The sequence below is a fragment of the Sulfobacillus thermosulfidooxidans genome, assembly GCF_001280565.1.
In the GTDB taxonomy this organism is placed as follows: domain Bacteria; phylum Bacillota; class Sulfobacillia; order Sulfobacillales; family Sulfobacillaceae; genus Sulfobacillus; species Sulfobacillus thermosulfidooxidans_A.
The window spans coordinates 577,252-604,076 of sequence record NZ_LGRO01000001.1 but is presented as its reverse complement, the minus strand read 5'-3'; the positions used below and the strand labels follow the sequence as shown (position 1 = coordinate 604,076).

The following is a 26,825-nucleotide window of genomic DNA, read 5'->3' as shown; positions in this document are numbered from 1 at the left end:
CTGAACGTGGTATATTTTGCCCTCGTGGGATTGTCGCAGTGGTTTTGGTGGCGGTGGAATCCCTAATCGACCACCATCTTCGGCATTTCGTGCGACTAGACTAAAGGAGAATGGCCTGTGACATATCACCTCATCACCGATGCGGTCCCAACCCGGTGTGCCCGGTGTCAGACCCCGTTTCGCCCGGCCCGCCATCACGGACGCTGGCAACGATATTGTTCTCTGGCGTGTGCCCGGCGCGCATCCTCCGAGGCCAAACAGTCCCTGGTCAAAACGACTTATGGGTTAGCGGATGATGCCGCGTTGCGAGCGTGGTTAATTGACCAACTGAATCACCGCTCGGCCACTACCGTGGCGGCATTGTGCGGAGTCCATCGCCAAGCCTTAATGCACTGGATGCGCCAGTTAGGGATTCGGAAGGTGGTGCGCTTTGAGTAAATGGTACGGAGTGCTCTGGGTGCCCGATCTCTGGGGGGCGTGGATGACGCTGGCGCGGGCAATGGCTGACCCACATGCCCCGGGCGTTCCGGCTCATATCGTGGTGCAAGGCCCCTGGGATCATCGGGCGGATATTACTACGACTCCGTTGGAACATGTGATGACGGTGCATATTCGGGGGTTATCCCGATGGTGGCGGGGATCCCGCTTGATTCTTGGATGGGCCATTGATGCCCCATCTCTGGCTTCGCTCTGGCACATCCCGCCCTCTGCCCCGTTTTGTCCGGGCATTGTGTTATATGATGGAGAGGATGTCGCGTATGCGATTCGGTTGTGGCGAGCTTTAGCCCGCCCGAGCCATCGGATTCAGGGATCGTTTGTCGCATCCGCATTGAGCGCGTGGTCTCCGGATGGAGAGAGTGACGCTCCTCCATATCCGGCGTGGACCCCGTTTGCACTGACCCCTGCCGAGCGGATTGTCGCCACCCGCCAGCTGGTGCGCCAGGGAATGTGGGGATCTCGCTCCGTTCGGAGTTTGTGAGGATTTCCTACTGAAAACAAACTAGACGAAATAAACGGGAGAGATACCATGCGTGACCCGTTTTGTGGTTCAAGATCCGTGGAAACGCCAACGATAGGAGATGCCCATTCATCATCTTAGGGTTGGGGTCAGAGCGTATTTGTATTGCGAGAGGATCGGGAGGAAGAAAATGCGTGCCTCCCCATTGCATTCCACGATTCCCATTCGATGGTCGCTCGTTGCCCTGCGACAAGTGATGGGACAAGAGATTGCGAAAGTCACGGGAGACGATCTGTGGCATCAGCCTCTACCTGGGACGCGCGCGACATGGGAACAATTGCACCAAGCCTGTCACCACGCCCCCCGTGCGGAAGTGTGGGAGGGCCCGTGGTTGTTGTGCAGTGCCCCCGACGTGTGGGAGCAGTACTTGACGCACTACGATGCATCTCCTCCGGATGTGCAGGTGGCCATCCGCGAAGCCTTGTGGTTTTGGGGCGGATTGGATTGGAGTCCGTATGCCAATCTCGCGACATGGGCCCTCGAATCGTATCTCATAGACATCTGGCTTCCCGATTTTTGGCGCACGTTGGTGCGATGGCCATCGCGCCCCGTGCGGGATTGGCTCCGACTGGAACGGCGCATCTTGTATCTGCGCGTGGCCATTGACACCGCGGCCCAGGATCGGGCATCCGCCCGATGGGGTCAAGGGTGGATTGATTGCCAGGGATTAATCCTAAACAGTAAATCCCATGACGTTTCGGGCGAATGAATGGAGCGGATTACGGTGATGTAATGCATGGGCCGGTATCCCTCAATGCCCCTCTCCCATCGTATGAAGCGTTTTGCTAATTTCACACCAGGAGGTGATTTGTTTGGGATACACCCATTATTGGGATCGCCCGCCATCGATTGATCCAGTGGCCTATGGGCACATGATCACGGACGCCCAACGCATTCTTGCGGCGTGCGTGGCGCAAGGCATTGCCGTGGCAGGATGGGATGGAACGGGCTCGCTGACGTGTACTCCCGATGAGCTGGCATTTAATGGCAATCGAGAGGCCGGTGAACACGATGAAACGTTTCGGTTCGACCGAGAATCGCCCGACCCGTTTAGTTGTTGTAAAACCGGGCATCGCCCATATGATCTGGCGGTGACGGCCATGCTCGTGGCGATTAAACACCACATTCCCGAGGTGCACGTGCATTCGGATGGTACGTCCTCGGACTGGGATGCCGCAAGGAACCTCTGTCAGGCGGTCTGCGGATACGGCGCGGACTTTGCCTTGGACTCATGATAAAAGATAAAAGGCAATAACCATACCATTTGGGAAAAAAGGACGGGTTAAACGCATGAACAATCCTCTCGCTCAGCACCTTCTCACCTTTCTCCGCGACATTTCCAACGTTGATCCGCCCTGTTTCCTGACACCGAGCGTGATAGCCCGGGCTGTGCAGGCTGACCCGCAAGACGTGTTTGACACACTGGTCGCTCTCTCGGACCACGGACTCGTGACCCAACACTTTGACATCCGCTGCCCGTGTTGCTCTTACCTCTTTCCCTATCCTGCTCCTGAAATCGACCAGGCCGTTATCTGTCCTGCATGCCATCACACGTTTCCCATAGCTTACGACCATCTGATGGTGCGTTTTGCTTTAGTGTCAGCATCTTCCCCCATGACGATATCCGATGCCTACAATGCCGTGCAGACGTTTCACGCCCGGCATGGATTTCCGGTTGCTACGGGAACCCGGGACGAATTGTTGCTCCGTTTGGCCCTCATGCAAGAAGAATTGGGCGAAATCGCCTCAGTGGTGACGAAAGCTCCTCGGGGCGCCGATCACACGGGGTTTACCCAAGCCGATTGGGAGCACCTCACCGAAGAACTGACGGACCTCTTATACCTGTGGTTGGGCACTGCCGTGCATTGTGGCTGGACTCCTGAAGAAATCTCCCAAAAGTTTCACGCCGTCCATCACAAAAATATGGGGCGCGCGCCCCGCCATACGGCCTTGCAACACCCTCACTCCGAATCGGAGTAAATCTGCTATCACAATATTCTCTCCGACCGATTAACGCTCCCTCAATCCCGTTTAACCGCTTCGGTGTCAAAACTCTTACGATTACCGACTAATATCCTCGCGGCGTCATCAAAGTCTCGCGAATGGGGTTCGGTATGTTTGGCGTGCACCGGAAAGATCCGCGATGCCAAGACATGGCAGGACAACCCGTAAATGTGTTCGTAAGAAAGGAGACCTCGTATGCAGATTCTCGACCCGATTGAGATGAGTGAAAGCTATCGGGATCCGTGGCACTTAGACGACTACGTCTGCGTTGGAGAATGGGGCTTGGGCACATCTTGTCGCCCCGAGATGGATGATGTGGTATCCCTGTATCGACACCGCACCGATCCGTGTCAATACGTCTATGACACCGACGAATATGCGTATCGCTTCCACGTGGACGATCCGCAGGCCTCGCCCGTGGCCGTGCGGGATGCGTTGTGGCACGCATTTTGGCCCGATCCCGCGCTCGGTCACCATCCTCACCAGTTTGTCGAGAGAGATCATGATTAACCCATCAGCATCTTCGTTATCGACCTCCCGTTGCGTGGAACAAGCTCGCCAATGGGTTCGGGCTCCCTGGCAAGCCGGACCGTGGGACCCGGATGTCGCGATGGCCTGTATCCAGCAAACCGAGCACCGGGTCGATGCCACGCTCGCCCACCGATCCGCCGCGTGGTGGCAGTTCGTGGAACGATCCGAGTGGGAGACTTTCCGGGCGTGGCGTGTGGCGCATCATCGGATGGTGCAGGCGTGGAGCGCGCAAGATCCTCCCACGTTAGCCCAGGCCTGTGTAGACTGGTGGCAGATGACACGGAAGCTCGCCGAGATCCGCGATCCAAACGGGGGATCGCTTCGGGGGTAAACAGGGTTCCCGACATCGCAATGCATCGGAGTTACGAAAAACGCGTAAAATGGGAACAAAAAACGATGCACAAGTAAAGAGGTGTGCTGTTATGCATCGACCCGTCGCCATTGCTGTGGAGATTGACGAAAGCACTCAACAATTGTGTATTCACTTATCGAATCACGGGGAACTGCGATTTCCCCTTCATCGCTTCCCCCGACTTGCCGCAGCATCAGCCACTCAACGACAAAACTGTCAGATTTGGGGTGGTGGGCAATTTTTGCAATGGCCGGAAATTGACGAAGATATATCGGTCCCGCAATTATTGTGTGGCGTTTGTTCCTGGGTCGCACTGGATGGCCCAGCTCATCATCAACCTATGCATCTGTCATAGCGGGGTGCATGCCCCATGGGAACGCTCCCCGCCCAGTGGCTCAATGATGAGCCGTGGGAACCCGATGATCTGCCGCTTCACCGGGAAACGGTTGAGGTGATCCCTCCCCCTTGTCGCCATGGGAACGGACACCGGGCAATGGATTGTTCCCGCCACCGATGGCCCCATATGGTGGTGGGGCGTCCCGGACCCGAAGCCCGGGCGGATTCCCGTTGTAGAAAAGGAGCAAAGTAAATAGAGGCGGGAGAGAAAACCGGAGATTTGATGGTGGCCCTTCGATCTCGAATCCCTTCGGACACGATGCCCGGCTGAACGGCCAAGGGCTTCGCTGATCCTGGTTCAGGTATTGGGGTAACCATGTCAAGATGGTGTGATTCAGAAAGGGTTTAAGCCGATGAGTGGAAATGTACTCGGTGTCCTGCGGGTGTTGGGGACGGGGGTTGCCTATGCCATTGTAGGATGGGGTGTGGTACATCTCGCGGCTCCTGCGTGGCAGATGCGCAATGTGGTACCATGGGGAACCATCTGCGTGTTAGTGCTCTTCACGGTGTGGTGGCAATATTTGGCGGTGCCCTCGTTCTCGTTTACCCGGGAGCGGTCTGTGCATAATTTTGTCCCGGCATTGTACATCCTCATTTGGGTGCGATGGGGGATGGGCGTGGCCACCTGGGTGGCTCTCGGGCACGGGGCAGCCACGATCCTGTATCGCTGGGCCGGTCCTCGTGTGGCCCAGCGGCATCCCACGCACCCTCTTGTGCGATGGTGGGCGGTCTTAGTGAATGACACCCCTCAGCATTTGCAACGCATGGGGCAATCGTGGGTGCCCTACGTGCAAAACGCCACCGCCGCCGTGTTGTTTTTGGGATGGCTCTGGTGGTGGCGCGGGCTTATGCCCCCGGGAGATCCGACGTGGATGCACCAAGCCGGTCGCATGGCGGGGGCTGTGATCGCCGTGATCACGGCGAATAACTATTTGGGGGTTTTTCTGCTCAGCCCGCTGTTACCTCAGCGGGACGCGGAGCGACTGTGGCGTAGCACCATTTGGTGGGATTCCATCCCCGTCAGTGTGGTCGAAAGCATTCTTGCGCTCTTGTTGATTGGGGCGTGGCCCGTCTGGTCGTGGGGAGCGTTGGCCCTGATTATGGTGATTGTGCATCGGATGGCTTCCCAGCTGACGCAACAGCGGCGGTTGCTGGAACAAGAATATTGGTTACAGCGGGAGCGCGAAGCGGCCCGCACAGACCCCCTGACGGGGCTACCCAATCGTCGATCCTTGGAAGAGTACGCGGCCCAAGTGACCACGGAGGGATTACCCGCCGTCATCGCGTTATTGGATATCGATCACTTTAAGCACGTCAATGATACTTGGGGGCATGATGTCGGGGATCATGTGCTCAAGGTCGTGGCGGAACGCGCTCGGCAAGCCTGTCGGACAGATCGAGCCCCCTGGCCCGACATGGTGGGCCGGTGGGGGGGCGAAGAATTTGTCTTGGTGTTGCCGCAAATGCCCGATGCCGCGGCCCCGGGGCGTGTCGAAACCATTCGGCGCGCGATCTCCCAACCCGTGCGATTGGAGAGCGGGCAAATCTTGGCGGTCACGGCATCGATGGGAGCGTATAGTGTCACCCACCATCCGTGGGATTTGACCCATGCCGTGAAACACGCGGATCAGGGTCTCTATCAAGCCAAAGCGCATGGACGGCATCAGGCGTGGTGGCAAGGATCGCAAGACTCCGAACCGCATCCCGTGACCGGAGGCTCCCGATTTCCCGCCACGGACCCGATGGGGAATTCCGAGCTCTCGGCTCCGTGGACGGGCGATGTCAGTGTGCATCCGCATACCCATGGCTAATTGTCAAGGAGGACATCATCATGGCATCATCTTTCTCGTTAGGATCATGGCCCCAGGCGATTGAAACGGCGTGGGGGAGGATTGCCCCCACGCTCGTGACGACCACGGAGGCCGTCTATGCCCAGATTCCCATTACCCCGGATGGCACCACCGTGACTCTGCGGGTGGCGCAACGGGGGTCCACGTGGTGGTGGGCCTTAGAGGACACTCCCTTTTCGGGTACGGGGGCATCCACCCCCCAAGCCGCTGTGGTGGCTGGAGCGCAACGGATTACGGAGCTATTTGGGGTGCCCTGTTTGGTGACGGCATAACCCCACGAAAGGAGCATGTGATATGCGTCAATGGCAACGGGTTGGCATACTGATGGGTCTGGGATGCTTGGCTCTGGCGGGATGTGGCCGAGAGTCTGCTCCCCCTTCCACTCCGGTGGTCGCTCCGATGGTATCGGCTTCCTCCTCGAAGGCGCATTCGGCATCGCCTGCCAGTGCCCGGTCCCATCCGTCCCCCACGGAGGATGGAGGAGGTTCCGGATGGGCCGAAGCCCTTCGCCCCACGTCTCCGGCCGAGGATCGGACTCCCGTGCCCGTGCAGTTTGGCGGCTTGGCATCTGCGGAACCCGGGAGCACCCTCACCATGAGCTGGCCGGCGGATTCGTGGTCGTTATGGAGTATCACGCTTTGGAATTTTAACTATGCCCCATCCTCGTATCCCACGGAATATTGGGGCACCAATGCGCAAGGGGCCTATACGTTGGCCATTCCGATGGCTCTGCAAGGGGCCCGGGTCCGGATTATTGTGCAATTCTTTGGCCCCCACGCACAAATTGTCACGGAAACCAGTCCGGTGTTTGTTATTCATTGACCATCGCGATTCAGAACACCTCGTACCGGGATATAATAAGGGAAAAGTTCCCGATGACTTGAGGCGGGAGATGGAGGCATCGTGGTGAAATTGTCATCAAACGTTATGCCCTGGCATCGAAAACGAGTGCTTCAACGTCGATTATCGCATTCCGCCATGTTTTGGGATGTTGCGCGGAGTGCGATAGACTGGCAATCCCATGCGGATTGGATTATTGCGCGCGTGTTGCAATTCGGATCTATTCAAGACTGGCACGATATGTTTGTGCTGTATGGATCGGATCGCGTCCATCGTGTGCTTCATCGTTCACGCGCTTTACCTGATTCTGTACGACAATTTTGGCGAGATTATTGGGAGGTGCCTCGTGTGTTAAGACCCGAAGTTTTAGCTCCTGGAGCCGCGAATCTTTTGCACCAGGAAGGACCTTTTTTCGCTTCGTTGCCGCACTTTATGTTAGCAGGGGGCACCGCATTGGCCTTGTATCTCGGGCATCGGCAATCAGAAGATTTAGATTTTATGACCCCCATCCCCCCAGACATGGAGGCCATTCGTGCCGAAATTATTCGGCGGGATCCGAGTGTTTACATTTACGAACAGACGGTTGGGAGTCTTCACGTGGCATGGCAAGGAGTCAAAGTCTCGTTTTTGTGGCAAAGAGGGATTCAGTTAGATGAGGGCGACACCTTTGAAGGATGCCAGCTGGCTTCGATTCCATCTCTTGTGGCATTGAAATGTAACGCCGTGTCGGGACGGGCGGCCCGCAAGGATTTTGTCGATCTCTATGCACTCCATGAGGCGGGTTGGTCATTAGCGGATTGGATCAAGATTACCACTCAGAGAGCACCGGGGTTGAGTACGGGTCACCTCTTGCGCAGTTTGACATACTTTCAGGATGCCGTCAACGAACCCGAACCGTTATTGTTTCGGGACTGGTCTTGGCACGACATTGAGCAATTCTTCACGAACGCGGTGAGAGCGTACATCCAAACACACATTGACACCTGAACCAACCCAGACCTTAAAGTCGTGGCTTTATGCGTAAATCATACCCTTGACAGCGTGCAGAGGCGGGATCTATACTACGGATAATTGAAATGGTGCGGAGCACGAAACCCGAATGAGTGCGCAAAACCCGCAAAAACCGGCATCCCTTCCCGAACGTGATGAGGATGGCGGTTTTTTTGTGGTATTTCCCCAATCCTTTCCCGTCTTTTCGCTGCATCGGAGGCGGTGTTCGTCCTCGAAGAGGTCTGGCAAATCCGGGGGATGGCAATGACCGCCTTCCTCGGAGAAACGCATACCGAAGAGGTGATGAGAGATGTCTCACCAGTTTTGCATTCAATGCGGTCGGTCCTTATCCGATGGAGGCCGGGGGGTGAGTGATCCTCTCTGTGAATCTTGCGTCCGATTTAACCATCGGCGCGTGCCCTTGCCTCCTCCCGCCCCTCGGTATTGCGCCACGTGCGGGGCCACCGCCCCCTTGGTCGATGGGCAACGGTGTGCCGCATGTTGTGGCGAAACGGGCTATGTGCGGTTGGCATCGCCCCCGCACTCCTGATCGTTCGTTTCTGTCCACGAAAGGAGACCCGCGATGAACCCTGTTTCCCTTTCTCCCCCATCCCGAACCGACCGCCTGGTTCAGCAAGCCATCCACTGGGCGCAATCCTCCCAGAACGCACCGTTGTTGCAGGAATTGGTCACGGACTTAGTGCACCACCACCACGAGGATCTGCTTCACCACGCTCTGCGTTATCTCGTCACCACGCAGCAAGTCGATGCCGCCCATCGGCTCATGCGGTGTTGGCATCACGCCACGCGGGGGTCCGGAGCCCTCGGGGATTCTGAGCATTGCTAGGAGGAACGCGAATGAACGTGACGATGTGGGATTGGCTCATCACCACGGTGGCCCCACAACGGGCGGAGCGGTATCACCCCACTCCCGAGGCCCAGGCCGCCTTTCTCCGGGGATTTCGGCAGGAGATAGAGGTCTTGCGGGAGATGGCCCGGTCAACGACGGGTGCCGATGCGTGGAATGCGGCCTGTGATGCCCGCTTAGACGCGGGATTGGCCCGGCGGGCCGCGGCCTCTCGCCCGGAGGACTGGGATGAGGCCAATGGGTGCATTGATGCGGTTCAAATGGTCTGTCGCTGGAACGGGGAGCTTGCGGATGACGATTGTTGAGGCTTTTGATCACTTTTTAGATGAAATACACCTTATTACCCAACGGGCCACGCGGTGTCCCTTGGGATTGTCCGATCCTGCCGGACCTCAGCCGGGGTGGGCCTATTCCTTAGCGGGCGATCCCGGGCACGATTTTGCCGAGCGGGTGCAACGGACTACGTGGCATCACGATGCGCTCGTGCATCTCTGGTATCGGGATCTGACGGGCCGGGTGGTTGCTCGATGGATTTGGGATGTGTCGTACTGGGAGCAGGATGGATGGGGCGACAGTTGGTATATCCGGACTCCCCGTGATATGTGGCGACGCATCCCTGATGACTTTTTGGTCTTGTGGATGACCATGCCCGATGCGGTACTGCCCCGGCCTTCCGCTCTCTAGATCCGAAAGGTCATGGTGATGGTGTGTTCTTCATGTGTGCGGGAATTTCGCAGTGGGCAAAACGACCACCGCCTTCGCGGTGCATGCGCTCACGGAGTGGCCGGTGGTCGAGATTGAGACGCTCCGATCTGTAGCGGATGACGAAGATGTGGCTTGGGACTGGGCGCAACGGGTGTGGCGGGCATGGGATGCCCCTGAACTCACCCCTCCCCACGTGGGGATTTGGGTCTCCACGGGCTATAACTGGCGTGAACAAGTGGTGTGGACCCTGTCTCCGCCTCGCTATGTGATGCGTGTTTGGCTCACGGCGAATCCTGCGACGCTCCAAGCCCGATGGCGATCCCGCCCTGCTCGGGATGATCATCGGGGGCCTTGGCCGTTCGATGAATCGCCTTATGAGGTGGCGCAGAACTGTCTGGCGTATGACCGGGGAGAACGTGTGTTGCCGTGGCCCGTGGATGCCATCTTCCGCACAGACCAAGCTCCCCCGCCCGAGATCGCCAACCAGATTGTCCGGCAAATCCGTGATCTCGCCCCGTTCGCGGGGCATTAACCCGAATTGCAGGAGGTTCACACATGAATCAAGTCGAACTCATTGGGCGGCTCACCCAAGATCCCGCGTTGCGATATACGTTTCAGGGCACCCCTACGACCTCGTTTACGGTCGCAGTCCCCCGCCCCTATAAAAACGCGCAAGGTCAATACGATGCGGATTTCATTCCGGTTGTCACCTGGCGCAAGCTCGCGGAGCACGTCGGCAATTATTTGCGCAAAGGGCGGTTAGTGGCGGTGACGGGACGCCTCCAGGTGCGATCCTATACGGCTAAAGACGGGAGCCGGCGATGGATCACCGAGGTCATTGCGGATAGCGTGCAATTTCTCGATGGGCGGCGGGACGATGCAGGAGCCAGTGACTCCTCGCCCGATCTTCCCCCGGCAGAAAACCCCTCGGGAGATTTGACGCCCCCCGGCGATGCGGATTCCATGGTGCCGGACGATTTGCCATTTTAATAGTATGGCCATGATTTAATGGTCGTGCCACGAAAGGATGATGATCATGACCATCAATGTCGCCTATCAGGTGGACGGGGCCTTTGATTTTGCCCCGGAGGATTTCCGGCATTTGTATGAAGGGTGCCCCGAGACGGACGATCCCGATGCGTGGCGAAGGTGGATTCGCGAGCATGAGGTCGAAGTGATTGGGGCCATTGCGATGATTGCGGATCTCGAAGATGAGGTGATTATCACCCGGGTGCAAATGTTTGATTAACGCCGCTTCCCGTCTAAGACAGGGACCGATGGGATTCCAGGAAGAGAGGGCGGATGCGGATGCGCGAAGAAATTATCGAGTGCGCCGTAAAACCCCTGGCTTTAGCCATGGGGATATAAGGCGCTAGACAACAAACTGAGAATAAGAAAGTGAGGTGGGATCATGCGGAAAACGTACAAGTATAGGCTCTACCCTACGAAAGAACAAGAGGCGAAAATTCAATTCACCCTAGAACGCTGTCGCCTGCTTTACAATCGTCTTCTTGACGAACGACGGGTTGCTTATAACACTGACAAAACCACGTTGAATTACTACAATCAGGCGAACACGTTAACTGAGCGTAAAAAATACATTCCTGCGTTAAAACAGGTTCATTCGCAGGTATTGCAGGATGTGGTAAAGCGACTGGACAAAGCATTTCAAGCCTTTTTTCGGCGTGTGAAGACTGGGGAGAAACCTGGCTATCCACGTTTCAAATCGGTCAGTCGATACAATTCGTTTACGTATCCACAAGGCGGCTATTCGATCAACGGTAACAGGTTAGTCCTTTCAAAAATTGGCGAAGTCAAAATCAAACTGCATCGTCAGCCGCAAGGAAAAATTAAAATGTGTACGGTCGTTGTGAAAAACGGGAAGTATTACGCTTGCCTATCGTGTGAAGTGGAACCGAATATCTTGCCAGAGTCCCATAAAACCGTCGGCATCGATCTGGGTGTTAAACACCTTGCGATTACGTCCGACGGGGAGTTTTACGAACATCCGAGGTTTCTGCGTGAATCCGAACGAAAACTACGAAAAAAACAACGATCCGTATCGCGCAAGAAGAAAGGGTCTTCTCGACGTCGTAAAGCGATTCGTGAACTCGCTAAAGTGCATGAGCATATTGCGAATCAACGCAGGGACTATGCACACAAAGTCTCGCGAAGACTGGTCAACGGGTATGGACTCATGGCCTTTGAAAACCTGAACGTGCAGGGAATGGTGAAGAATCATCACCTGGCTAAAAGCATCGTGGATGCGTCGTGGAATCAACTTGTGCAGTACACCACGTACAAAGCGGAAGAAGCTGGTCGTCGTGTCGTACTCGTTGATCCAAAGAACACGAGTCAACTGTGCTCAAATTGCGGTGAAATCGTCCCAAAGAAACTGTCTGACCGTGTGCACCGATGCGAACATTGTGGGTATGTTCAAGACAGAGACATAAACGCCGCACAAAACATCCTCAAGCGGGCGTTGGTCGTCTAAATCAATTGGTCAGGCTCGGACGGAGCCTTCGGGGATCGGTCGGAGCATACGCCGCCGAAATGAACCGAGAAGCCCCCGCCTTTAGGCGTGGGGAGTCGTCACTTACCCCCCGCACTGGGAGGCCATTCGTGCGGGGCAAATTACTTGTGACCTCTGGTGCCCCGATTCCCAGCGGCTCCGGGTGGGAGATATTATGGTGCTCCGCGAATGGACCGAAACGGGAACCGGACGCACGTGCCAGGTGCAAATCCAAGCTATTGCATGGCCCCAACCTCATGTTGCGCATCTAATCATTCGCCTGATTCCCGAGGAGTAAGCATGCGCCCTCGTGTCCTGTCCTCAATACTCCGGAACCCTTTCATTCCGCCATCCAAGAGGGGTTAACGGAAACCCCAACCGTGGACCGCCTGGCTAGGGAGATGGACTGCCGGGGGTTTGTCCACTCGCGGCATCGAGGCGGCTTTGACCACGTCAACAGGAGAGCGCTTATGGAGTCACACCGTGATCAGTGAAGTCACCGATGCCTTGTGGTCTGAGTCCGAAGCTTTTCAATGCCGATCGCTTGCGGATATTCCGATTCTCTATTTATTTCTCGATGCCGTGTACAGATCGATGCGCTGCTCCGGATCCCCCGATGAAACCGTTTGAGCCGCGTGGGGTGTTGTTCCAAATGGGCAGAAAGTCTTGCGGAGTTTGAGCGGGGGTCAAGCCGAAAGTTTTGAAGTCTGGCGCGACTTTTTGCGGGATTTAGTGCGGCGGTTTGGTCTGGAAAGGAGGTGTGAAATGAACGCACCCCGAAAAAATGCGTTGAACGGTGGTTTTATTAGAAGGAAATCTTTGTGAAAATGGCGAACCTCCACCCAAATAGTATTTTGGGTGAAAGAAAACATGACAAAGTTAATGGAAATTAATCAACGGATGGAACAACTTTCCTTCGCGTATGTCAAAATTATTTGTTCAACAGCAGGATTTGCTCTTGCAAGACCCTCTGTTGATGATGACAGTGTTGACTTGACTATTTATTCGCGTTCGGGTAGTCGGCCACGTGTCGACCTACAAATAAAGAGTACCAGCCGAGATAATGGTAATGACAATTTTCGATTCCGGTTGCCTCGAAAAAATTATGATGATCTTCGCATAACAAACGTAATGGTTCCTCGATTGCTAGTGGTTGTAACAATGCCACAAGAAATCACTGATTGGATAACGATTTCGCGAAAGGAAGAAACTACTATTCTCGGGTGCATGGCTTATTGGTGTTCATTACACGGAATGCCTGATCGAAACCAAGAGTCAATAACTGTAAAAATACCGCGAGAACAGGTCTTAGATCCGGATACATTAAATGAGCTGATAAGTAGGGTTGAGGTTGGGAGAAGATTATGATGGATCAAACAACATTAAAAGAGATATTGGTTGCTATAAAACCCGAGCAGATTCAGCGCTACTTGAAGATTAAGGGATGGACACGTTCTCAAACCTTTGATCGCGGTGAATTATGGACTCATGCACAACGTGATGAGGAAATTTTACTTCCACTCGATCAAACTGTCGCAGACTACATATTGAGAATGGCCGAGGTGGTGGAAGTTTTACGTAAAATTGAGCACCGTTCGTTCGTCGAAGTTTTAGAAAGTCTACAGGATGTCTCGGTAGATTCCTATCGTATTCGCTGGGTTAATGATGATATACAAACGGGACGTATACCTCTAACAGCAGGTGTTCAACTATTTGAAAGCGTCAAGTCCATGTTAATTGCTGTTGCCTTATCGGCAGTTTCACCTAGAAGGTACCATTCAGGAAGTCGACCAGAAATAGTTGAGGACTATTTGCGCAAAATACAATTGGCTATTCCAGAGCATGGAAGTTACGTTGTTTCAGTGAAGTCACCAGTCGTTCCCTCCCCAGAAAAAATGGACTTTTTTTATAAAACAGAAGCGTTTGGCCGTCGCGTATTAATTATGTTGGATCAGGCTTTGACCCAATTGAAAAATGTATCCGAAGAGGTTTTTAAATCAGAAACTTTACCACAGCTTGATGAGAGTATATCGAAAGGAATCAGTTTTAATTTATGCAAAGCTATTGCTGACGTATTGGATGAAGGCGCTCAATATATTGAGGCCCAGGTATCATGGTCTCCTATTAGCCCCCGTAATTCCGGTCAACCGGTAGTCTTTGAGCGAAAATTGGCTCCGGCGATACGTAAGATCGGGGAGTTTTTACTGGATCATGCTATTGTAGAAGACTTTAATCTCATCGGGTTAGTTACAAAGTTATCCAGAGATCCAAAAGACGAGATGGGTCGAGTATCGATTTGGGCGTTCGTTGATAATCATCCAGTAACAGTAACAGTTGATCATGTGTGCGCAGAGAATTATTCCCTCTTCACAAAAGCTCATGATGATCGCTTATTAGTGCAATGTGTAGGAGATCTTGTGCTCGAGAAAAAACACTATACATTGAAGAGACTTCGTGATGTAGTAGTACTTGAACCCAGCCAATAGCATGAATAGCAGGATACCATTGGATTGAGCGGTTGGAGTTTGGCCTAAAAGCTCGAACATTCGGACCGGGGCTTGATGCCCCTATTTTTGCTTTTTGCGCGGCCAAGGCTCCGAGCCCCTCAGAAGGAAGGTGCAACATGACCATGCACGAGGCACAGCAACTTGTGCAAACCAGCGTCCAGCAACTGCATCTGGCACCACGAGGGTCTCGCTGACGCCCGTCGGATGTTGTTCGTATGCCAGGGTATAGACCCCATGGTCATTGCGTGGTGCAGGGTGCGCGCTTTACACCTAAAAAAGAGACATTGCGCCGTTCCTCCCTACGGCTGAAGCCAGGAGACTCCATGTGCTAGCCGGTTGATGACTTCGCTCTATTTCACGATGGCACAGGATATTCGGTTTGTCTTTGAGGACGTGGTGCGGGTGTTTCAAGAGCAAGCATCAGGGATTAACGAAAACCGCAAAGAGTTGCATTATCTCTTGATCATGGCCGAACAACGGGAATTCCAACGATTGCTGATTGAATACCCGGATCGTTTGGCACGTTTTGGCTATCGCTATCTGGAACGATATTTGAACAGCCACGGCGTCACCATTGAGTCCACGCACGTTCAGGAATCGAAAACATCGCAAGAAGAATTAACAGAAGATCTGCTCACGATCATTACCGTGTTTTCGGCACGGTTATATGGCAAGCGTTCGCAGGAATTTCGGCAGAAAACCAAACACCTCGTGAATGCGATGAAAGAAGGTGAGCCACATGGCGATGGTCACGAAGACCATCAAACTGGGTGTCCATAAGGAAGTCCATGCCATCAAGCGAAATGCCATTGTCGAAACGCAAGTCTTATACAACCGCGTAATCGCATTTTACATGGACTTCTTTGTGGCACACCGGGGCGTGTTTAAGGAACACGTATCGTACACCAAGAAAAACGGCGAACCAGCGGAGCGGCACTGGACAAACCAAGAATTACTCACTCTTGCGGAACGGCATACCCTGTCCACCCCAGCGCATCCTCACCCGTTGATGCCCCTAGAAGCCATCCCCCAAGCGAAAGGCATGCCCACGGGATTGCGCCGGGCGGCGATCAATCACGCGGCGGGCAAAGTCAAAGGCTGGTTCGTTCTGCTCAATCAGTGGGAACAAAACGGGAAGAAAGGTCGGGAGCCACGGCTCGGTGAACCGAACGAGCCCGTCACCTTCTATGCGGACATGGTGGATTATCCCGACTTTGACTTGTTGCCGCAAGCCACCGTGCAACAGACGTTTATCGCCGTCAAGTTGTGGTACGAAGGTGAGTGGCAGAAAGTGCCCTTGCCGATCACATTGCCCCTGCGCGACTCCGAAGCGCTCCGGGCCGCTCAAGCCGAAAGCCAGCGGATCCGTACAGAGACGGCACAGATCAAGGCAAGAAAAGCCCCGAACGAGCCCTGGACGGATGAAGAGCGCGCTGCGCTGCGTCCCAAGGTTTGGGTCGCACGGTCGCTGTCGCTTTATGCCCAACGAGACAAACGATATCCCGGCAATCTGCGCTTTGCCTTGCACGTGCCGCTGGAGAAATACGTGCAGACGCCCAAAAAGGCCAAGGAACAACTCCAGAAGAATCCGGGTCTGCCTGTCGTCACCGTGGATCTGGGGGTCAATCGGTTAGCCGTGATGGGAGCCTTTCGGCTCGACCAATTGCTCGCCACCCAGTTTATCCATGGGAGCGCACTAAACCATAAGCGCCATCTTCTGCTCAATGCGATCAGCAAAAAACGGGCACAGAGCGGCAGGTTGCCCAAGAATGTCCACGACAACGTGCACCTTTGGCAGAAAGTCCGGCATCTCGACGAGAATGCTGCGCGGCAGGTTGCCCGCCGGATCGTCGATTTCGCGTGTCAACACGGAGCCCAGGTAATCGTGTTCGAGTATCTGCGGAAGTACCGGGCACCGCAAGAAAAGATGAGCCGGTCTGGGCGAAAGAACCACAAGCGGGCTTACTGGCTGCGCGGCCAGATCGTGCAGTGGGTGCGGGACCTCGCGTTTCGCGAGGGGATCCTGACGGTGGAGCGCAATCCCGCCTATACGTCGCAAATGTGCCCGCATTGCCCCGCTAACTATCGGCAGGTGGGTTCCCGCCAACGGCACACGTTTACGTGTTCGAATCCGGATCACGTCTATCGAGCCGATGCCGATTTTGTCGGGATTATAAACTTGTACCGCAAGTGGAGCGGAACCTTTACGTATCCTTCGAGAAAGAAGGATGAACCAAAACCTGCGTAGGCCCAGGCCTAATACGGCGCAGGTCTATCGTGTCGCCAGTGACGACTCGGTAGTCCCCCAGTGGTGGGGGGCGTTTCTGAGGTTGATCAGACGGGTGCTGCTTGTCAGATAAGGGGATCAACCACACGCCGAAAAGAGGATACACCCAAACTCCTCTCCACACGAAAGTGTGAGAAAAAGGTCAGACGAATGGCTGTTGTCTATGTTTGTTTATGTTTTCGGGCAACTGCTGACACCACCGGTACTTTTTATTGGAACTTGATGCAGAAAACTACGGGGATGTAGACGAATTGTTAGCCATTTTTTTGCGAACCCCCTGCGGAGGGCACGTGCGATAAACACGCCATGTATAAAGGAGAGACCACGATAACCATGACCACCATGCGAAAACTGGCTTTGATGAGTAGCTTAATGATCGGGCTGACGGGGTGTGGACACGTTTCCGCAAAGCATCCCGGTTCTTCGCCATCGAACAAATCCACCGCTCCAAGAATCTCCATATCGCTCCCTGCGCCTTCGTTAGCCACCACGCATCCGGTGCAATATTTGGATCAGTACAATCAATATGCCATGGCACAATTTTTACGGCAAAATCGGGGGAGCATTCCCGGGGTTGCCACCACGGGATTTCTCGCCGGAACCTTTACACTCCCGGCCCTCAACGGGCCTCTCTTGCATCGCTATGGAGGGCCTCCGATCCCTCCCACACCGGCAGCGGCAGGAATTCATTTGTCCTTTCCGACTTCGGGCACGATTCAAGGGGTCTCCCGCTTTGTGGCGGGTACTTATTCCGTGTTACACCGGGCCGGGGAATTTCCGAATCTTTCCGCTTCGGTGTTCCAAGCCGGTGTGGTGGCCGCAGCCCGAGGAGTCATGCTATCCGAAAGCAACGATCCAGCGGCGGCGTTTTTGGCGATGCTGGGCCCTTCAACGTTAAATGGACAAACGGAAAGTCAGCAGGTTGCTCAGGGATTACAAACCGATTACGGCCCCCACGGATTCGGGGCCAATCGCACCTATGTCTACACCGCATGGGTTACGATGGCTGCGCCACCCACCCATCTCCTTACAACGCCTATAGTACAAGAACCAGATTGGGGAGCCGAAGGAGCCGCCTTGCCAAAAGGATTTCCATCTCCCACCCTCATGACGTTGGAAAATGCCATGACGCTGCACGCGGTGTTCTCTCAAAAATATTCCGCTGCGGGGAAAACGGTATTGCTGATTGACAACGTGAGTGTTCCCATTACGCAAATGACGATGGCCTATGTGCCAGGGCACACGCATCCGGGTCAGTGGGTGGTCTTTAGCGAACAATTTGGCACGCCCCACTATGCATGGGAGTATACCGTGCCGGCAACCCGTGACAAAGCCTAATCAATGCCGTGCGCCTGGCTAACAAGCTCTCCTCCTTTCGGAATCGAAAATCGAGGAGAGTATTCTTTTTGTTTTCGCGACCCGATCTCGGGTTATCCAAGGAGGGAAACATCATGGCAAAATGGTCGCGACAGGCGGTGACGGGGGTTCTGATCGCTGTTGTCGGGAGCATCGGAGGGGTGGTGCCCACTTGGGCGGCGAACTTCAGACAACCGCACTTTGTACCCACGCCTGAGCCGATCTTTTTTCCGGGGAATCACGCCGGGCATGTCACCACTATTACAGGGCCGGGTAATCACGGCGGTGAGTGTGGTTCCAATTTGTATCTTCAACCATTTTTTCATTACTGCGAGCCCTCGTCACCCCCTGGCTCATCTACCGGAGGAGGGGCTTTAGAGCTACCCGATCCGATCTTTCCTCGGGGACCCAGACATTTAGGATGGACCGTGGTCAGCATCACCTCGTCGGGTTGTGAGTTTGTCAAAGACTCTAATTATACGACTCGGGGGCATTTTGCCTTTGAAGCCCCGGGAGCCACAGGGCCATTTGGATATTGTCCATCATCCAATCCTCCCTCTAATGGAGGTGGCAGTCCTCCTTCTAATGGAGGCGGCAATCCTCCGGGGAACAACACTCCCTCCCCCGTGACGAAGTTGGTGAATTCGCAAAACACGGCGGTGCCCGTGACACCGATGTACTTTAACGGATGTGAACCGCGTCCGGCGTTGACGAGTGTCGAACCTGCGGCCCATTTTGTGCTGGCCCCGGGCGAGACGGCGGGCACGGCGATTACCCCGCCCCAACCGAATACGGTGGCCATGGGGTCCGAGCCGCAAATGGCTCCGGGTGCGGTGTTTTCCGGCCAATTGACCAGTGCCCCGGCGTTGTGGGATGCCATGCAAAACGAGAACGCCACCGGCCAAGTGTTGCCTGGGCCGATGTGGGGCGTGGTGTCGCAAGAATGGCAAAACGAAACCATCAACACCTACGAAACGATCAATCCGCAAACGGGCCAAGTCTTGAGCACGTCAACCCAAACAGTCGATGATGGAGCCCCCTATTGGGTGGCTAACGAGAGTTACAACATCAATAGTTGTCCGGTGCCTGTCCCGGATTTTGGGTCCAATGGATAACACCATCGTTATATCGCATCACGCCATGATTTATTATCTCACGGAATTTGAATGTTCTTAAATATTACGATCCCGAAAGGATGGGAGTAACTTAGCTAACCACACTGTAGATGAATCGCCCTGTGAGTTTCACTTTCAAAACGAAAAAATTCGAAATCTTAAATGCGCAGCATATTTTACGAAGTGAATTGCGATATATTAAATATACAGGGATCGGCGCGATCAGACAAATACAGGCAATATCCATACTCCCAAATCACCACCATTGAAAAAGACACGTTTTATCAGTGGACCTAACTAGAGGAGGAATCATTGTGGCAGAGTCAAAAGAGAAACATCCCCACGACAAGAATGGCACTCAATCTCCCGAAGATCTGGTTGAGACATTTATTCGTTTGACACAAAGCGAAGATTCCACTATCGTCTCACAAGTTCAGCTTGCTAAAGCGGCTCGGGAAATGGGGCAAAAATTGCGGAAAGAAAAGCCGACCCACGAATTATGGGAGGGAAACCCATCTCTATGGCTGAATCTTCATCACAAAAAATAAATGCTCACAATATTGACTTGCCGCCTCAAAGTCCTCTATTTCATGCTGAAAATGCCAGTCGTTATGATCGGCAAGCCTTAATTCGCGAATACGAAGAGCGATTCGCGTGCAGATTATTAGTTATGGTAGACATTATCGGGCCATGGGGAATCACGTATCTCGAAGATTTAATTTACGATGCTGATCCCCGTCAGGATATCCATGTCATCATTTCCTCCCCAGGTGGAGATGGAGAGTCTGCCGTGCGCATGGCAAGATCACTCCAATCTCGATGTAAAGAGCTATACATTCTCGTTCCTGATCAAGCCAAAAGCGCAGCCACACTGTTAGCGTTAGGTGCACATAAAATTGTCATGGGACCGACTAGTGACTTGGGACCAGTTGATCCTCAATTGCAGATCAGTCCAGACTCCAATCAATTCATTGCAGCAAAAAACATCATTGCGGCGGTGGAGACCGCTGCCCAGAAAATAAAAGAGGCACCAGAAACCTTCCCTTTGTACACATCCTTGTTGAGCAATGTCAATGCACTTATGGTTCAACAAGCACTGGCAGCACTGGGCCGAACGGAAACAATTTTAGAGGAAGCATTAAAGTGTAACCCCGACAGAAAAATAGAAGACGTAGACAGCTTAAAGCAAACACTTAAAGACCAGTTAGTTGATTTACCTAAAGACCATTCAGCTACATTTGGGGCATTAGATGCTAAAAATGCTGGACTTCCCGTATTAATACTGTCCACAGAAGATGTACAATGGCAGTTAATTTGGAGATTGTGGACTAAGTATTTTGTGTTAAAGCATCGCATTTATGAAGGTGCCCGGGTTTCTCATGTATTAGGGTCGTGGCTCTCCTCCTAACAGTCAGACAGCAAGATCGTGATAAAAAATTCTTCGTAGCCTTTAAACCTATGCCTACATCCCTTTGCAGCAGCTCTGCAATAGGGATTATTTGTTTGCGTGACATGGCTATCGCATGAAAGGAGCGCGCATATGCCATCTTCTTCTGTGACGATCTCTCGCAAGCTCTTGGGAGGACTCCTCATGGTGGTAGCGGGGAGCTTATTTCTGGGCGGATGGGGCTTAGGCGTGTTGACCACGCATGTCCCCCCGAGCAGGAGTGCATCCGGAACCGCGCGCTCGGGATCGCAACCGTCCACCCCGTCTCCCGTGTCCAATCCGTTTGTCGCCGGGACGATGTTTCCATTTCAGCAGACGACGGTAGACACCTTATCGGGGCATCCCACGCACCTGGCTCAAGGCACGAAAGCCACCGTGGTCATGGCGATGGCCAGTTGGTGTTTGTTTTGTGGCTATGAAGACAAATGGGTCTGGCCCACGATCGCGAAGACTCATGGGGTCGTTATTGATGTCGTGGATGTGTCGCCCCAAGGCGGCATTGCGAATCCCGGCCCGGTTTCGCCGCCTTTTCACGGGGCGGATGGTGTCGGCGGAGCATTGAGCGTGAGCGGAATGGAAGCCACCATGCGCCAATACGTCCACACGTATGGCTTGCTCGGCTCCCCGGCCATTCATGTGTATGTCGCCCCCACCGCCGTGCAACAGGCGTGGCACGTGGCCGCATTCCCGTCGATTGCGTTTGTGTCGGCCTCGGGCACGGTGACGGTGGCTCCGCCGGGGGCCATCACGCTGCCCCAAGCTCGCACGGCCTTGGCGGAAACCATGGGTCACGCATTGTCCTAACCAATTGGCGAAGATGTTGTCCATGAACCGATCCCGAGAGCAGCTCATTGCGGAAGCATTAGAGACCACTGTTCACCCGTATGATGACACGGAACGCATTCCCACGGTCATCATGGAACCCGATGGCACCTGGATCGTTATCGTGCATCCGCCTGCCGTCCTGGAGACGTTAAAACGCCTCATCTCGTTGGAACCCCCGCAATCCCTCGCGTAGCGAATGTTTATCTTGGGTTTCTTCGCGACGCTACAATAAAAACTCTACATTCCTCATGGCGTAGAGGGGGGGTTTATATGTTAAAAATTGATGGTTCGGCAGTCTCCGTTGCGTATGATGCCCAAGCGGATGTGCTCTATGTAGGCTTTGGAGGGGATCCGCCTCCTGCCAGCTATAGCATCGGCAATCCGGCGGGCGATCCCGATGTCGAATGGATGGTATCCCTGACGGAGCCCGAGATCCTAACGGGGGCGATGATTTTGAATTGGCGGCGACGGTGGGTTGCTCATCATGAAATCCCCCCGCTCCCCTGCCCGATGGACTGGCACCAAGTCACGCAAGGCATTGGTGTCCCATCTTCGACTCATCTTTTTTGACGAAAAATCCGGTGGTGCAAACTCCGGACTTTAGTCCTAGAGAGGTTCAGTTATCGCGATTATGAGAGGAACTTTTCGTGTTGTTGTTCAAGGGCCGGTACAGACACGCCGAACGGCGGCGCCGCGACCCTCTCACTAATTGTGTGCATCTGCTTCTTCATCGACGATCCAAATGGGAATCGTAGTGCTTCCTAATAACCACAGAGCATAGACCCGTCGCAGTCCATCATCGATCCATATCGAACCGTTTTTCAGGAAGGTTCCGGTTATGGGTTTTTGGCGAACAACCTGCTTCGCTTGATCAGCCTGGGCTATTTGTTGGCGATTGTTAAGCAACAAAACGGCAACCCGTTGCCAGTGCTGTACAGTGGATGGCCAGGTATCTTGTCGATGAAAGAGCCATGCATCCCCCACGACATGCTCTACCGGAGTTTCCTTGAGAACAGGGATCGCCAGAGCGCGAGTTTGTGTGGGTGGCGGGGTGGCACTCTCGCTATATGGCGATGGCAACATTGTGCGAAAATCGGCAAGCAGTGTGCCTATAGCCATACTGATTTCTACGCGGGTAGCGGTCGGCGATATTTGCGCCAGTTGTTGATCAATCAGATTGAGCACCATAGTTTTTGACAACTGGGTCACGTTCCATCATTCCTTTCCAGAAAGGTCTGGGATCTATGAGGAATTCAACACGTTCTCTGAAAGTCCTCCTGATGCAGTGGCTAGCAACAATGGATCACTGGGTTGCCCTCAAAGCCCCCGATCCCCTGATGATTACACTCTTAAACCATGTCGCACACCGTGCAACCGAACAAGGACAACCGTGGGCTTGGTTGAACGAGGGGGGGCTGGCCGTATCGTCATGGCCTCCCGAAATTCCGTGGGATGCATCATGGTTGGTATTGGTCGATCAGTGGCACGAATTAGCTCATAGCCTGCTGCAAGACCGAACCGTACCCTGTCGGAGAGGTATCATCGCGGGGACTCAAGTGACCCCTAATCACATTCCCTGGATTGGTCAGGGCTCCGTCGCGGTTGTTGAGGTGGTCATTACGGAGCGGAATGACCAGCAGATCGGTGTGCGGTGGACGTGGGTTGATGATCAACGCCGAATGCATGGCGAGGACATGGTGTGGCGCAGCGATTTAACCCAATCAATAAGGGTGCAGGGCAAACGTTGGCCGAGCCCTCTTATCTGGCGTAAACAGACTGCTTCGTATTATTGGTGGGCATCACCGACTCAGGGCATATTGCCGATAGAGTTTGCCGAGAACGATTCGCCAGGAAACCCCGTCGGGGCTTTTGATGATCTCGTGCGGTCCGTAGGAAGCCGCATTCAACGTCCTGGTCGGTGGATTTTTGCGACCGGGCACCGGGAAACGTGGTCGGTCGTATTGCAATCGCTGGCGAATCACCTGGTTCGCCAAGGAACGTCCGTTCTTATGGTGCATGATTCCGAGACGCCCTGGGAACTCCTGTCGCAAGTCAGCCAGGCTCCGCATACGGTGTGGCTTTGGAACAATTGGCGGGGGCGCGGGTTCCTGCGCTTGCCCGAAGCTAAATCGGGCGTTGTGGTCTTTCATGGCGGGCACCCCCACAGACTATCCGAGTTTCAGTGGCCCTTGGTTCCTCCAGGTACTCGGGTCGTCTATGAAGATCTCACCCTGACAGCTCAACAACAGATCGTCTTGACTGACGAGTACGGTCAACACGTGTTCCAGGATCAGCCTCCAACATATCGATTACTGCGTGACTGGTTTTCGTGGTCATACGACCCACGCGGTCTGTGGCAGTCAGAATCCGATCCGTGGACTACCGTATGGGCCACTCCGCCGATCTCTGACTGTTTGCAGGATAGTGCGCATTAACTCTCTCCTGCCTTGAGGCGCGGGGAGGGTCAACCACGATAAAATGGGGGGCGTCAAAATGTTTGGGTCTCTGTGGCGCACGACAATGGCGCGCTTGCTTCGGACACCCGGATTCTATGCAGTGCCCCTGTGGGGCATCGGGCCCAGTCTCCTGATCGGGATCGGTTGGCATGTGATTCAGCATGCCTCATTGCCCCATGGGGTGATTTTTTATGGGATCGCGGCGGGATTTCTCGTGCTTTCCGCCACCCTTCACACGATGGCAGCGCATGTTAAAGACCTGGTCTGGCCCCCTCCGGTTCCGCGCAATCCGCTTCGCGTTTTTTATCGCCGGCTATTGCTGTGTGATTCGCCTTGGAGCCGTTCCGTGGCTAAAGGCCTCATGAACAGTGCCGCCGTCCTTTTTCTGCTGCCGTTGCTCTTTGGCACGATCGTCAGCGGCGTGATCGTATCGCATTCTGAATCTTTTCAAAGGCTCCAGACGCTGTTTTTGTCTGGGATGGACCACGTTCTTCCTCTGGAGATTCCCGGGGGGATTCTCTTGCTGATTCTCGCATATCTTGTCGGCTTGGCCTTGGTCTTTCCCTTCGTGCTCATGGAAGGCATTGCGCCGGCCTATGTCTTTCCGAGTGGCAACACCCCGCCTTCGCGCCAGCCGTGGCCCTCTCGGGCCGCCCTGATTGCACGATGGGGCTATCCTTTCGAGATCCTCGATGGACTGGGAGGGATCGCTGTGGGGGTTGTCCTCTATCACATGCTGATTCTGGGGATTCTGCTGATTTATGTCTGGATTTTGGCGCAAGGGTTGCTGTTTAGTGGGGCATTGATTGGGGTCTCCCTGCTCCACGTGCCCCCTGACGATGCAACTCCCGTTTTGGCCCATTCTTTTGCCCGGGCCAAAACGAAGGAACAATAAAGAAGTTCTGGGTTGACCCAATCAACACGAAAAGGATGGGGAGCCATGCCAACTTATCAGGTTTTTGTCACGTGCCGGGTGGGAGGATATGTGGAAATCGAAGCGGCGTCACTCGACGAGGCCGAACGGCGTCTCCTGCAAGAAACCGTCCCAATCCCCGAGATTGCCGATCCGTATCTGGACGACAGTTTGGAGATTGTCTGGGATACGTTAGATGAGGTTTAAGTGCCATCTTCGACTCGTTAGACGTTTACCAAGCCCGGCCCGCATGGGTGGGGCTTTTTTATGAAATTGCATGACGGGATGATTCCTGTCAGAAAGGGTGAGCGATCATGGCGACTTTGGCCGAGGAATTACGTGGGGCCCGCATTGTGCGACGGGATGCCCTCCGGGGTTTAACGTTAGCGTGGTACGGGGGGCACGGAGTGCATGCCTATACCGATAGTGGCTATGAGGCGGCATTTTGGAATGTGGGTGATACCGCCCAAGATAATGCCTCCGAAGCGGAAGTGCTCGATGATATGGAGGATCGGATTGCCACGGGGGAGTATCCGTGGGCCGAAGGCGAGCCTCCTGCGGATGTCCGTCGCTTTTAGCAATGGGTCATCCGACAAACGATTTCCGCACGATTCCGTATGATGCTCGGGCTCGGACTATTCAATTCGAGGGCCCATGGTTGGTGGTGCAGTGTCAGGACGGGAGGGAACTGCGAGTCCCCGTGGCGTGGTTCCCCCGACTTGCCCAGGCGTCTGCCGAAGATCGGCAACAGTGGACCATCACGGGCGATGGCTGGGTCGTGCATTGGCCGGTGTTAGATGAAGATAGTCATGAACCCCGCGCCTGAAGGCGGGGGCTTGTCCTGGTGGAGGCAAGGGTGACTTCATGACTAGGGGGCACGGGTTCTCCCGCGCAGTGGCTCCCGACCGCTACAAGCACGTCCAGGTGTTTCGCCAGCCTGGACCCCTGCGGCAGAACCGCTGAATGCCACGGTCCCTCCAAGGGCCTAAGCGGTCGGGGCAACCCCGAGGCGACCATCACTCCGAAAGGAGGCCGTGTATCGGTAATGAGAGTTCCAGTTGTTGGAATAGACGGGCAGCCCCTGATGCCGACCACACCCCGAAAGGCCCGCATGATGCTTCGGGATGGAGTTGCGATCCCACGCCGGAACAAGTTGGGCGTGTTCTACATCCAGATGACTCGCCCGGTGGGAATGGAAGCCCAGCCGATAGTGTTGGGAGTGGACCCCGGCGGTCTGCACGAGGGTCTGGCAGTGGCCTCGAAGGAGGGCATCAATCTCTGCGGACAGGTCGAGCTGCCCAAGGACGTCCACAAGAAGATGAACACGCGCCATAACCTCCGTCGAGGACGCCGGTATCGGAAGACACCACGCAGACCCAAGCGGTTCAATAATCGGCGGCGAAACGGGTACTGGCTCGCCCCAAGCCAGCGGGCAAAGGTAGAGACTCGGATTAAAGCTGTGCGTGAGCTGTGCCGGATCTACCCGATCAGCCGAATCGTGTGCGAAGACGTGCGCCACGATCCTCGAATCGGGCAGGCAGCACGGTGGTTTAGCACAGCAGAAATCGGAAAGCGGGCAACATACAAGGCGTTTTCCGTCTTCGCGCCGCTAGAATTGGTGCGGGCCGAGGAAACGGCGACCCTGCGGGAGAAATTCGGCCTCCGAAAAATCACTGGGCCACATCGCCCACAGGTCTTCGAGTCCCAGGCCGTGGATGCTTGTGCCCTGGCGATGAACAGACTGGACTGTCCACTAGGCGACCCGCCCTTCCAGGTCTGGCGGCGACACGCATTTGCACGCCGGAGCCTGCATCGGCAGAATCCCCAAAAAGGTGGGATTCGGCCCCGGTTTG

The 26,825-nt window shown here is 54.7% G+C and carries 39 protein-coding genes and 1 pseudogene; 39 read left to right on the top strand and 1 reads right to left on the bottom strand.

The window, feature by feature from the left end; genetic code table 11:
• Positions 1 to 117: 117 nt before the first annotated feature.
• From AOA63_RS03170 to AOA63_RS03015, 33 genes are all read left to right on the top strand, one after another.
• Positions 118 to 438, top strand: coding sequence for a hypothetical protein (locus AOA63_RS03170; protein ID WP_053958361.1), 321 nt, complete (start codon positions 118 to 120; stop codon positions 436 to 438).
• Positions 431 to 979: a hypothetical protein gene (locus AOA63_RS03165; protein WP_053958360.1), complete on the top strand. Its 549-nt coding sequence runs from the start codon at positions 431 to 433 to the stop codon at positions 977 to 979. Before AOA63_RS03170 ends, AOA63_RS03165 begins: the two co-directional genes overlap by 8 nt.
• A 169-nt stretch (positions 980 to 1,148) precedes the next feature.
• Complete coding sequence (locus tag AOA63_RS03160; RefSeq protein ID WP_053958359.1) at positions 1,149 to 1,727, top strand: hypothetical protein; 579 nt, start codon at positions 1,149 to 1,151, stop codon at positions 1,725 to 1,727.
• Between the two features lie 103 nt (positions 1,728 to 1,830).
• Complete coding sequence (locus tag AOA63_RS03155) at positions 1,831 to 2,253, top strand: hypothetical protein (RefSeq protein WP_053958358.1); 423 nt, start codon at positions 1,831 to 1,833, stop codon at positions 2,251 to 2,253.
• A 55-nt stretch (positions 2,254 to 2,308) separates the two neighbouring features.
• Positions 2,309 to 2,998, top strand: a complete 690-nt coding sequence (locus AOA63_RS03150; protein WP_053958357.1) for a nucleoside triphosphate pyrophosphohydrolase family protein — start codon at positions 2,309 to 2,311, stop codon at positions 2,996 to 2,998.
• 219 nt (positions 2,999 to 3,217) lie between these two features.
• A complete protein-coding gene (locus tag AOA63_RS03145) occupies positions 3,218 to 3,532 on the top strand; it encodes a hypothetical protein (protein WP_053958356.1) in 315 nt (104 codons plus the stop codon).
• Positions 3,525 to 3,884, top strand: coding sequence for a hypothetical protein (locus AOA63_RS03140; protein ID WP_053958355.1), 360 nt, complete (start codon positions 3,525 to 3,527; stop codon positions 3,882 to 3,884). Before AOA63_RS03145 ends, AOA63_RS03140 begins: the two co-directional genes overlap by 8 nt.
• Positions 3,885 to 3,975: 91 nt before the next feature.
• Entirely contained in the window at positions 3,976 to 4,260 is a 285-nt protein-coding gene (locus AOA63_RS03135) for a DUF2442 domain-containing protein (protein ID WP_053958354.1), read from the top strand.
• A 15-nt stretch (positions 4,261 to 4,275) separates the two neighbouring features.
• The gene (locus AOA63_RS03130; protein ID WP_053958353.1) at positions 4,276 to 4,494 is read left to right on the top strand and encodes a hypothetical protein; all 219 of its coding nucleotides are present in this window, start codon (positions 4,276 to 4,278) and stop codon (positions 4,492 to 4,494) included.
• A gap of 160 nt (positions 4,495 to 4,654) precedes the next feature.
• Complete coding sequence (locus AOA63_RS03125) at positions 4,655 to 6,112, top strand: GGDEF domain-containing protein (RefSeq protein WP_053958352.1); 1,458 nt, start codon at positions 4,655 to 4,657, stop codon at positions 6,110 to 6,112.
• A 20-nt stretch (positions 6,113 to 6,132) separates the two neighbouring features.
• Positions 6,133 to 6,423: a hypothetical protein gene (locus AOA63_RS03120; RefSeq protein ID WP_053958351.1), complete on the top strand. Its 291-nt coding sequence runs from the start codon at positions 6,133 to 6,135 to the stop codon at positions 6,421 to 6,423.
• 22 nt (positions 6,424 to 6,445) lie between these two features.
• On the top strand, positions 6,446 to 6,973 hold the full coding sequence (locus tag AOA63_RS03115) for a hypothetical protein (protein WP_053958350.1): 528 nt from the start codon (positions 6,446 to 6,448) through the stop codon (positions 6,971 to 6,973).
• A 105-nt stretch (positions 6,974 to 7,078) separates the two neighbouring features.
• Positions 7,079 to 7,978: a nucleotidyl transferase AbiEii/AbiGii toxin family protein gene (locus tag AOA63_RS20155; RefSeq protein ID WP_139061486.1), complete on the top strand. Its 900-nt coding sequence runs from the start codon at positions 7,079 to 7,081 to the stop codon at positions 7,976 to 7,978.
• Positions 7,979 to 8,564: 586 nt separating this feature from the next.
• Complete coding sequence (locus AOA63_RS03105) at positions 8,565 to 8,828, top strand: hypothetical protein (RefSeq protein ID WP_053958348.1); 264 nt, start codon at positions 8,565 to 8,567, stop codon at positions 8,826 to 8,828.
• Between the two features lie 11 nt (positions 8,829 to 8,839).
• Positions 8,840 to 9,154, top strand: coding sequence for a hypothetical protein (locus AOA63_RS03100; RefSeq protein WP_053958347.1), 315 nt, complete (start codon positions 8,840 to 8,842; stop codon positions 9,152 to 9,154).
• A complete protein-coding gene (locus AOA63_RS03095) occupies positions 9,141 to 9,533 on the top strand; it encodes a hypothetical protein (protein WP_053958346.1) in 393 nt (130 codons plus the stop codon). The genes AOA63_RS03100 and AOA63_RS03095 overlap by 14 nt, the downstream gene beginning before the upstream one ends.
• 52 nt (positions 9,534 to 9,585) lie before the next feature.
• Positions 9,586 to 10,086: a hypothetical protein gene (locus tag AOA63_RS03090; RefSeq protein ID WP_053958345.1), complete on the top strand. Its 501-nt coding sequence runs from the start codon at positions 9,586 to 9,588 to the stop codon at positions 10,084 to 10,086.
• Positions 10,087 to 10,109: 23 nt separating this feature from the next.
• Positions 10,110 to 10,544: a single-stranded DNA-binding protein gene (locus tag AOA63_RS03085; protein WP_053958344.1), complete on the top strand. Its 435-nt coding sequence runs from the start codon at positions 10,110 to 10,112 to the stop codon at positions 10,542 to 10,544.
• 46 nt (positions 10,545 to 10,590) lie between these two features.
• Positions 10,591 to 10,803 (top strand): hypothetical protein, encoded by a 213-nt coding sequence (locus tag AOA63_RS03080; protein WP_053958343.1) that lies wholly within the window; start codon positions 10,591 to 10,593, stop codon positions 10,801 to 10,803.
• 162 nt (positions 10,804 to 10,965) lie between these two features.
• Positions 10,966 to 12,048, top strand: coding sequence for an RNA-guided endonuclease InsQ/TnpB family protein (locus tag AOA63_RS03075; RefSeq protein ID WP_053958342.1), 1,083 nt, complete (start codon positions 10,966 to 10,968; stop codon positions 12,046 to 12,048).
• Between the two features lie 193 nt (positions 12,049 to 12,241).
• Positions 12,242 to 12,364 carry a hypothetical protein gene (locus tag AOA63_RS20340; protein WP_278276928.1) on the top strand — a complete coding sequence of 41 codons (123 nt, stop codon included), beginning with the start codon at positions 12,242 to 12,244 and terminating at the stop codon, positions 12,362 to 12,364.
• A gap of 119 nt (positions 12,365 to 12,483) precedes the next feature.
• On the top strand, positions 12,484 to 12,696 hold the full coding sequence (locus AOA63_RS03070; protein ID WP_053958341.1) for a transposase: 213 nt from the start codon (positions 12,484 to 12,486) through the stop codon (positions 12,694 to 12,696).
• A gap of 240 nt (positions 12,697 to 12,936) precedes the next feature.
• Positions 12,937 to 13,434 carry a DUF4365 domain-containing protein gene (locus AOA63_RS20540; RefSeq protein WP_053958340.1) on the top strand — a complete coding sequence of 166 codons (498 nt, stop codon included), beginning with the start codon at positions 12,937 to 12,939 and terminating at the stop codon, positions 13,432 to 13,434.
• Complete coding sequence (locus tag AOA63_RS03060; protein WP_139061483.1) at positions 13,431 to 14,552, top strand: hypothetical protein; 1,122 nt, start codon at positions 13,431 to 13,433, stop codon at positions 14,550 to 14,552. The genes AOA63_RS20540 and AOA63_RS03060 overlap by 4 nt, the downstream gene beginning before the upstream one ends.
• Positions 14,553 to 14,933: 381 nt before the next feature.
• Positions 14,934 to 15,353, top strand: a complete 420-nt coding sequence (locus AOA63_RS03055; RefSeq protein WP_197648376.1) for a recombinase family protein — start codon at positions 14,934 to 14,936, stop codon at positions 15,351 to 15,353.
• Complete coding sequence (locus AOA63_RS03050) at positions 15,313 to 16,821, top strand: zinc ribbon domain-containing protein (RefSeq protein WP_053958338.1); 1,509 nt, start codon at positions 15,313 to 15,315, stop codon at positions 16,819 to 16,821. The genes AOA63_RS03055 and AOA63_RS03050 overlap by 41 nt, the downstream gene beginning before the upstream one ends.
• A gap of 372 nt (positions 16,822 to 17,193) precedes the next feature.
• On the top strand, positions 17,194 to 18,198 hold the full coding sequence (locus tag AOA63_RS03045) for a hypothetical protein (RefSeq protein ID WP_053958337.1): 1,005 nt from the start codon (positions 17,194 to 17,196) through the stop codon (positions 18,196 to 18,198).
• 113 nt (positions 18,199 to 18,311) lie between these two features.
• Positions 18,312 to 19,331 carry a hypothetical protein gene (locus tag AOA63_RS03040; protein ID WP_053958336.1) on the top strand — a complete coding sequence of 340 codons (1,020 nt, stop codon included), beginning with the start codon at positions 18,312 to 18,314 and terminating at the stop codon, positions 19,329 to 19,331.
• Positions 19,332 to 19,645: 314 nt separating this feature from the next.
• Complete coding sequence (locus tag AOA63_RS03035; RefSeq protein ID WP_053958335.1) at positions 19,646 to 19,879, top strand: hypothetical protein; 234 nt, start codon at positions 19,646 to 19,648, stop codon at positions 19,877 to 19,879.
• Entirely contained in the window at positions 19,852 to 20,739 is an 888-nt protein-coding gene (locus tag AOA63_RS03030) for an SDH family Clp fold serine proteinase (RefSeq protein WP_053958334.1), read from the top strand. Before AOA63_RS03035 ends, AOA63_RS03030 begins: the two co-directional genes overlap by 28 nt.
• A 132-nt stretch (positions 20,740 to 20,871) precedes the next feature.
• Positions 20,872 to 21,582, top strand: coding sequence for a hypothetical protein (locus AOA63_RS03025; RefSeq protein ID WP_053958333.1), 711 nt, complete (start codon positions 20,872 to 20,874; stop codon positions 21,580 to 21,582).
• A gap of 22 nt (positions 21,583 to 21,604) precedes the next feature.
• Positions 21,605 to 21,796, top strand: coding sequence for a hypothetical protein (locus tag AOA63_RS03020; protein WP_053958332.1), 192 nt, complete (start codon positions 21,605 to 21,607; stop codon positions 21,794 to 21,796).
• Between the two features lie 77 nt (positions 21,797 to 21,873).
• Positions 21,874 to 22,173, top strand: a complete 300-nt coding sequence (locus AOA63_RS03015) for a hypothetical protein (protein WP_053958331.1) — start codon at positions 21,874 to 21,876, stop codon at positions 22,171 to 22,173.
• A gap of 135 nt (positions 22,174 to 22,308) precedes the next feature.
• On the opposite strand, the gene AOA63_RS03010 is transcribed toward AOA63_RS03015, so the two are convergent.
• Positions 22,309 to 22,812: a hypothetical protein gene (locus AOA63_RS03010; protein ID WP_053958330.1), complete on the bottom strand. Its 504-nt coding sequence runs from the start codon at positions 22,810 to 22,812 to the stop codon at positions 22,309 to 22,311.
• Between the two features lie 71 nt (positions 22,813 to 22,883).
• Here AOA63_RS03010 and AOA63_RS03005 point away from each other — a divergent pair, with 71 nt between their 5' ends.
• The 6 genes and pseudogenes from AOA63_RS03005 to AOA63_RS20150 all read left to right on the top strand — a co-directional run.
• Positions 22,884 to 24,038 (top strand): hypothetical protein, encoded by a 1,155-nt coding sequence (locus tag AOA63_RS03005; protein ID WP_053958329.1) that lies wholly within the window; start codon positions 22,884 to 22,886, stop codon positions 24,036 to 24,038.
• A 58-nt stretch (positions 24,039 to 24,096) separates the two neighbouring features.
• Positions 24,097 to 24,954: a hypothetical protein gene (locus tag AOA63_RS03000; RefSeq protein WP_139061481.1), complete on the top strand. Its 858-nt coding sequence runs from the start codon at positions 24,097 to 24,099 to the stop codon at positions 24,952 to 24,954.
• A 45-nt stretch (positions 24,955 to 24,999) separates the two neighbouring features.
• Entirely contained in the window at positions 25,000 to 25,179 is a 180-nt protein-coding gene (locus AOA63_RS02995; protein ID WP_053958327.1) for a hypothetical protein, read from the top strand.
• A gap of 107 nt (positions 25,180 to 25,286) precedes the next feature.
• Positions 25,287 to 25,550 (top strand): hypothetical protein, encoded by a 264-nt coding sequence (locus AOA63_RS02990; protein ID WP_053958326.1) that lies wholly within the window; start codon positions 25,287 to 25,289, stop codon positions 25,548 to 25,550.
• A 2-nt stretch (positions 25,551 to 25,552) separates the two neighbouring features.
• Entirely contained in the window at positions 25,553 to 25,798 is a 246-nt protein-coding gene (locus AOA63_RS02985; protein WP_053958325.1) for a DUF2442 domain-containing protein, read from the top strand.
• 219 nt (positions 25,799 to 26,017) lie between these two features.
• Positions 26,018 to 26,488: pseudogene (locus tag AOA63_RS20150) on the top strand (RRXRR domain-containing protein); the annotation flags it as partial.
• Between the last annotated feature and the right edge of the window lie 337 nt (positions 26,489 to 26,825).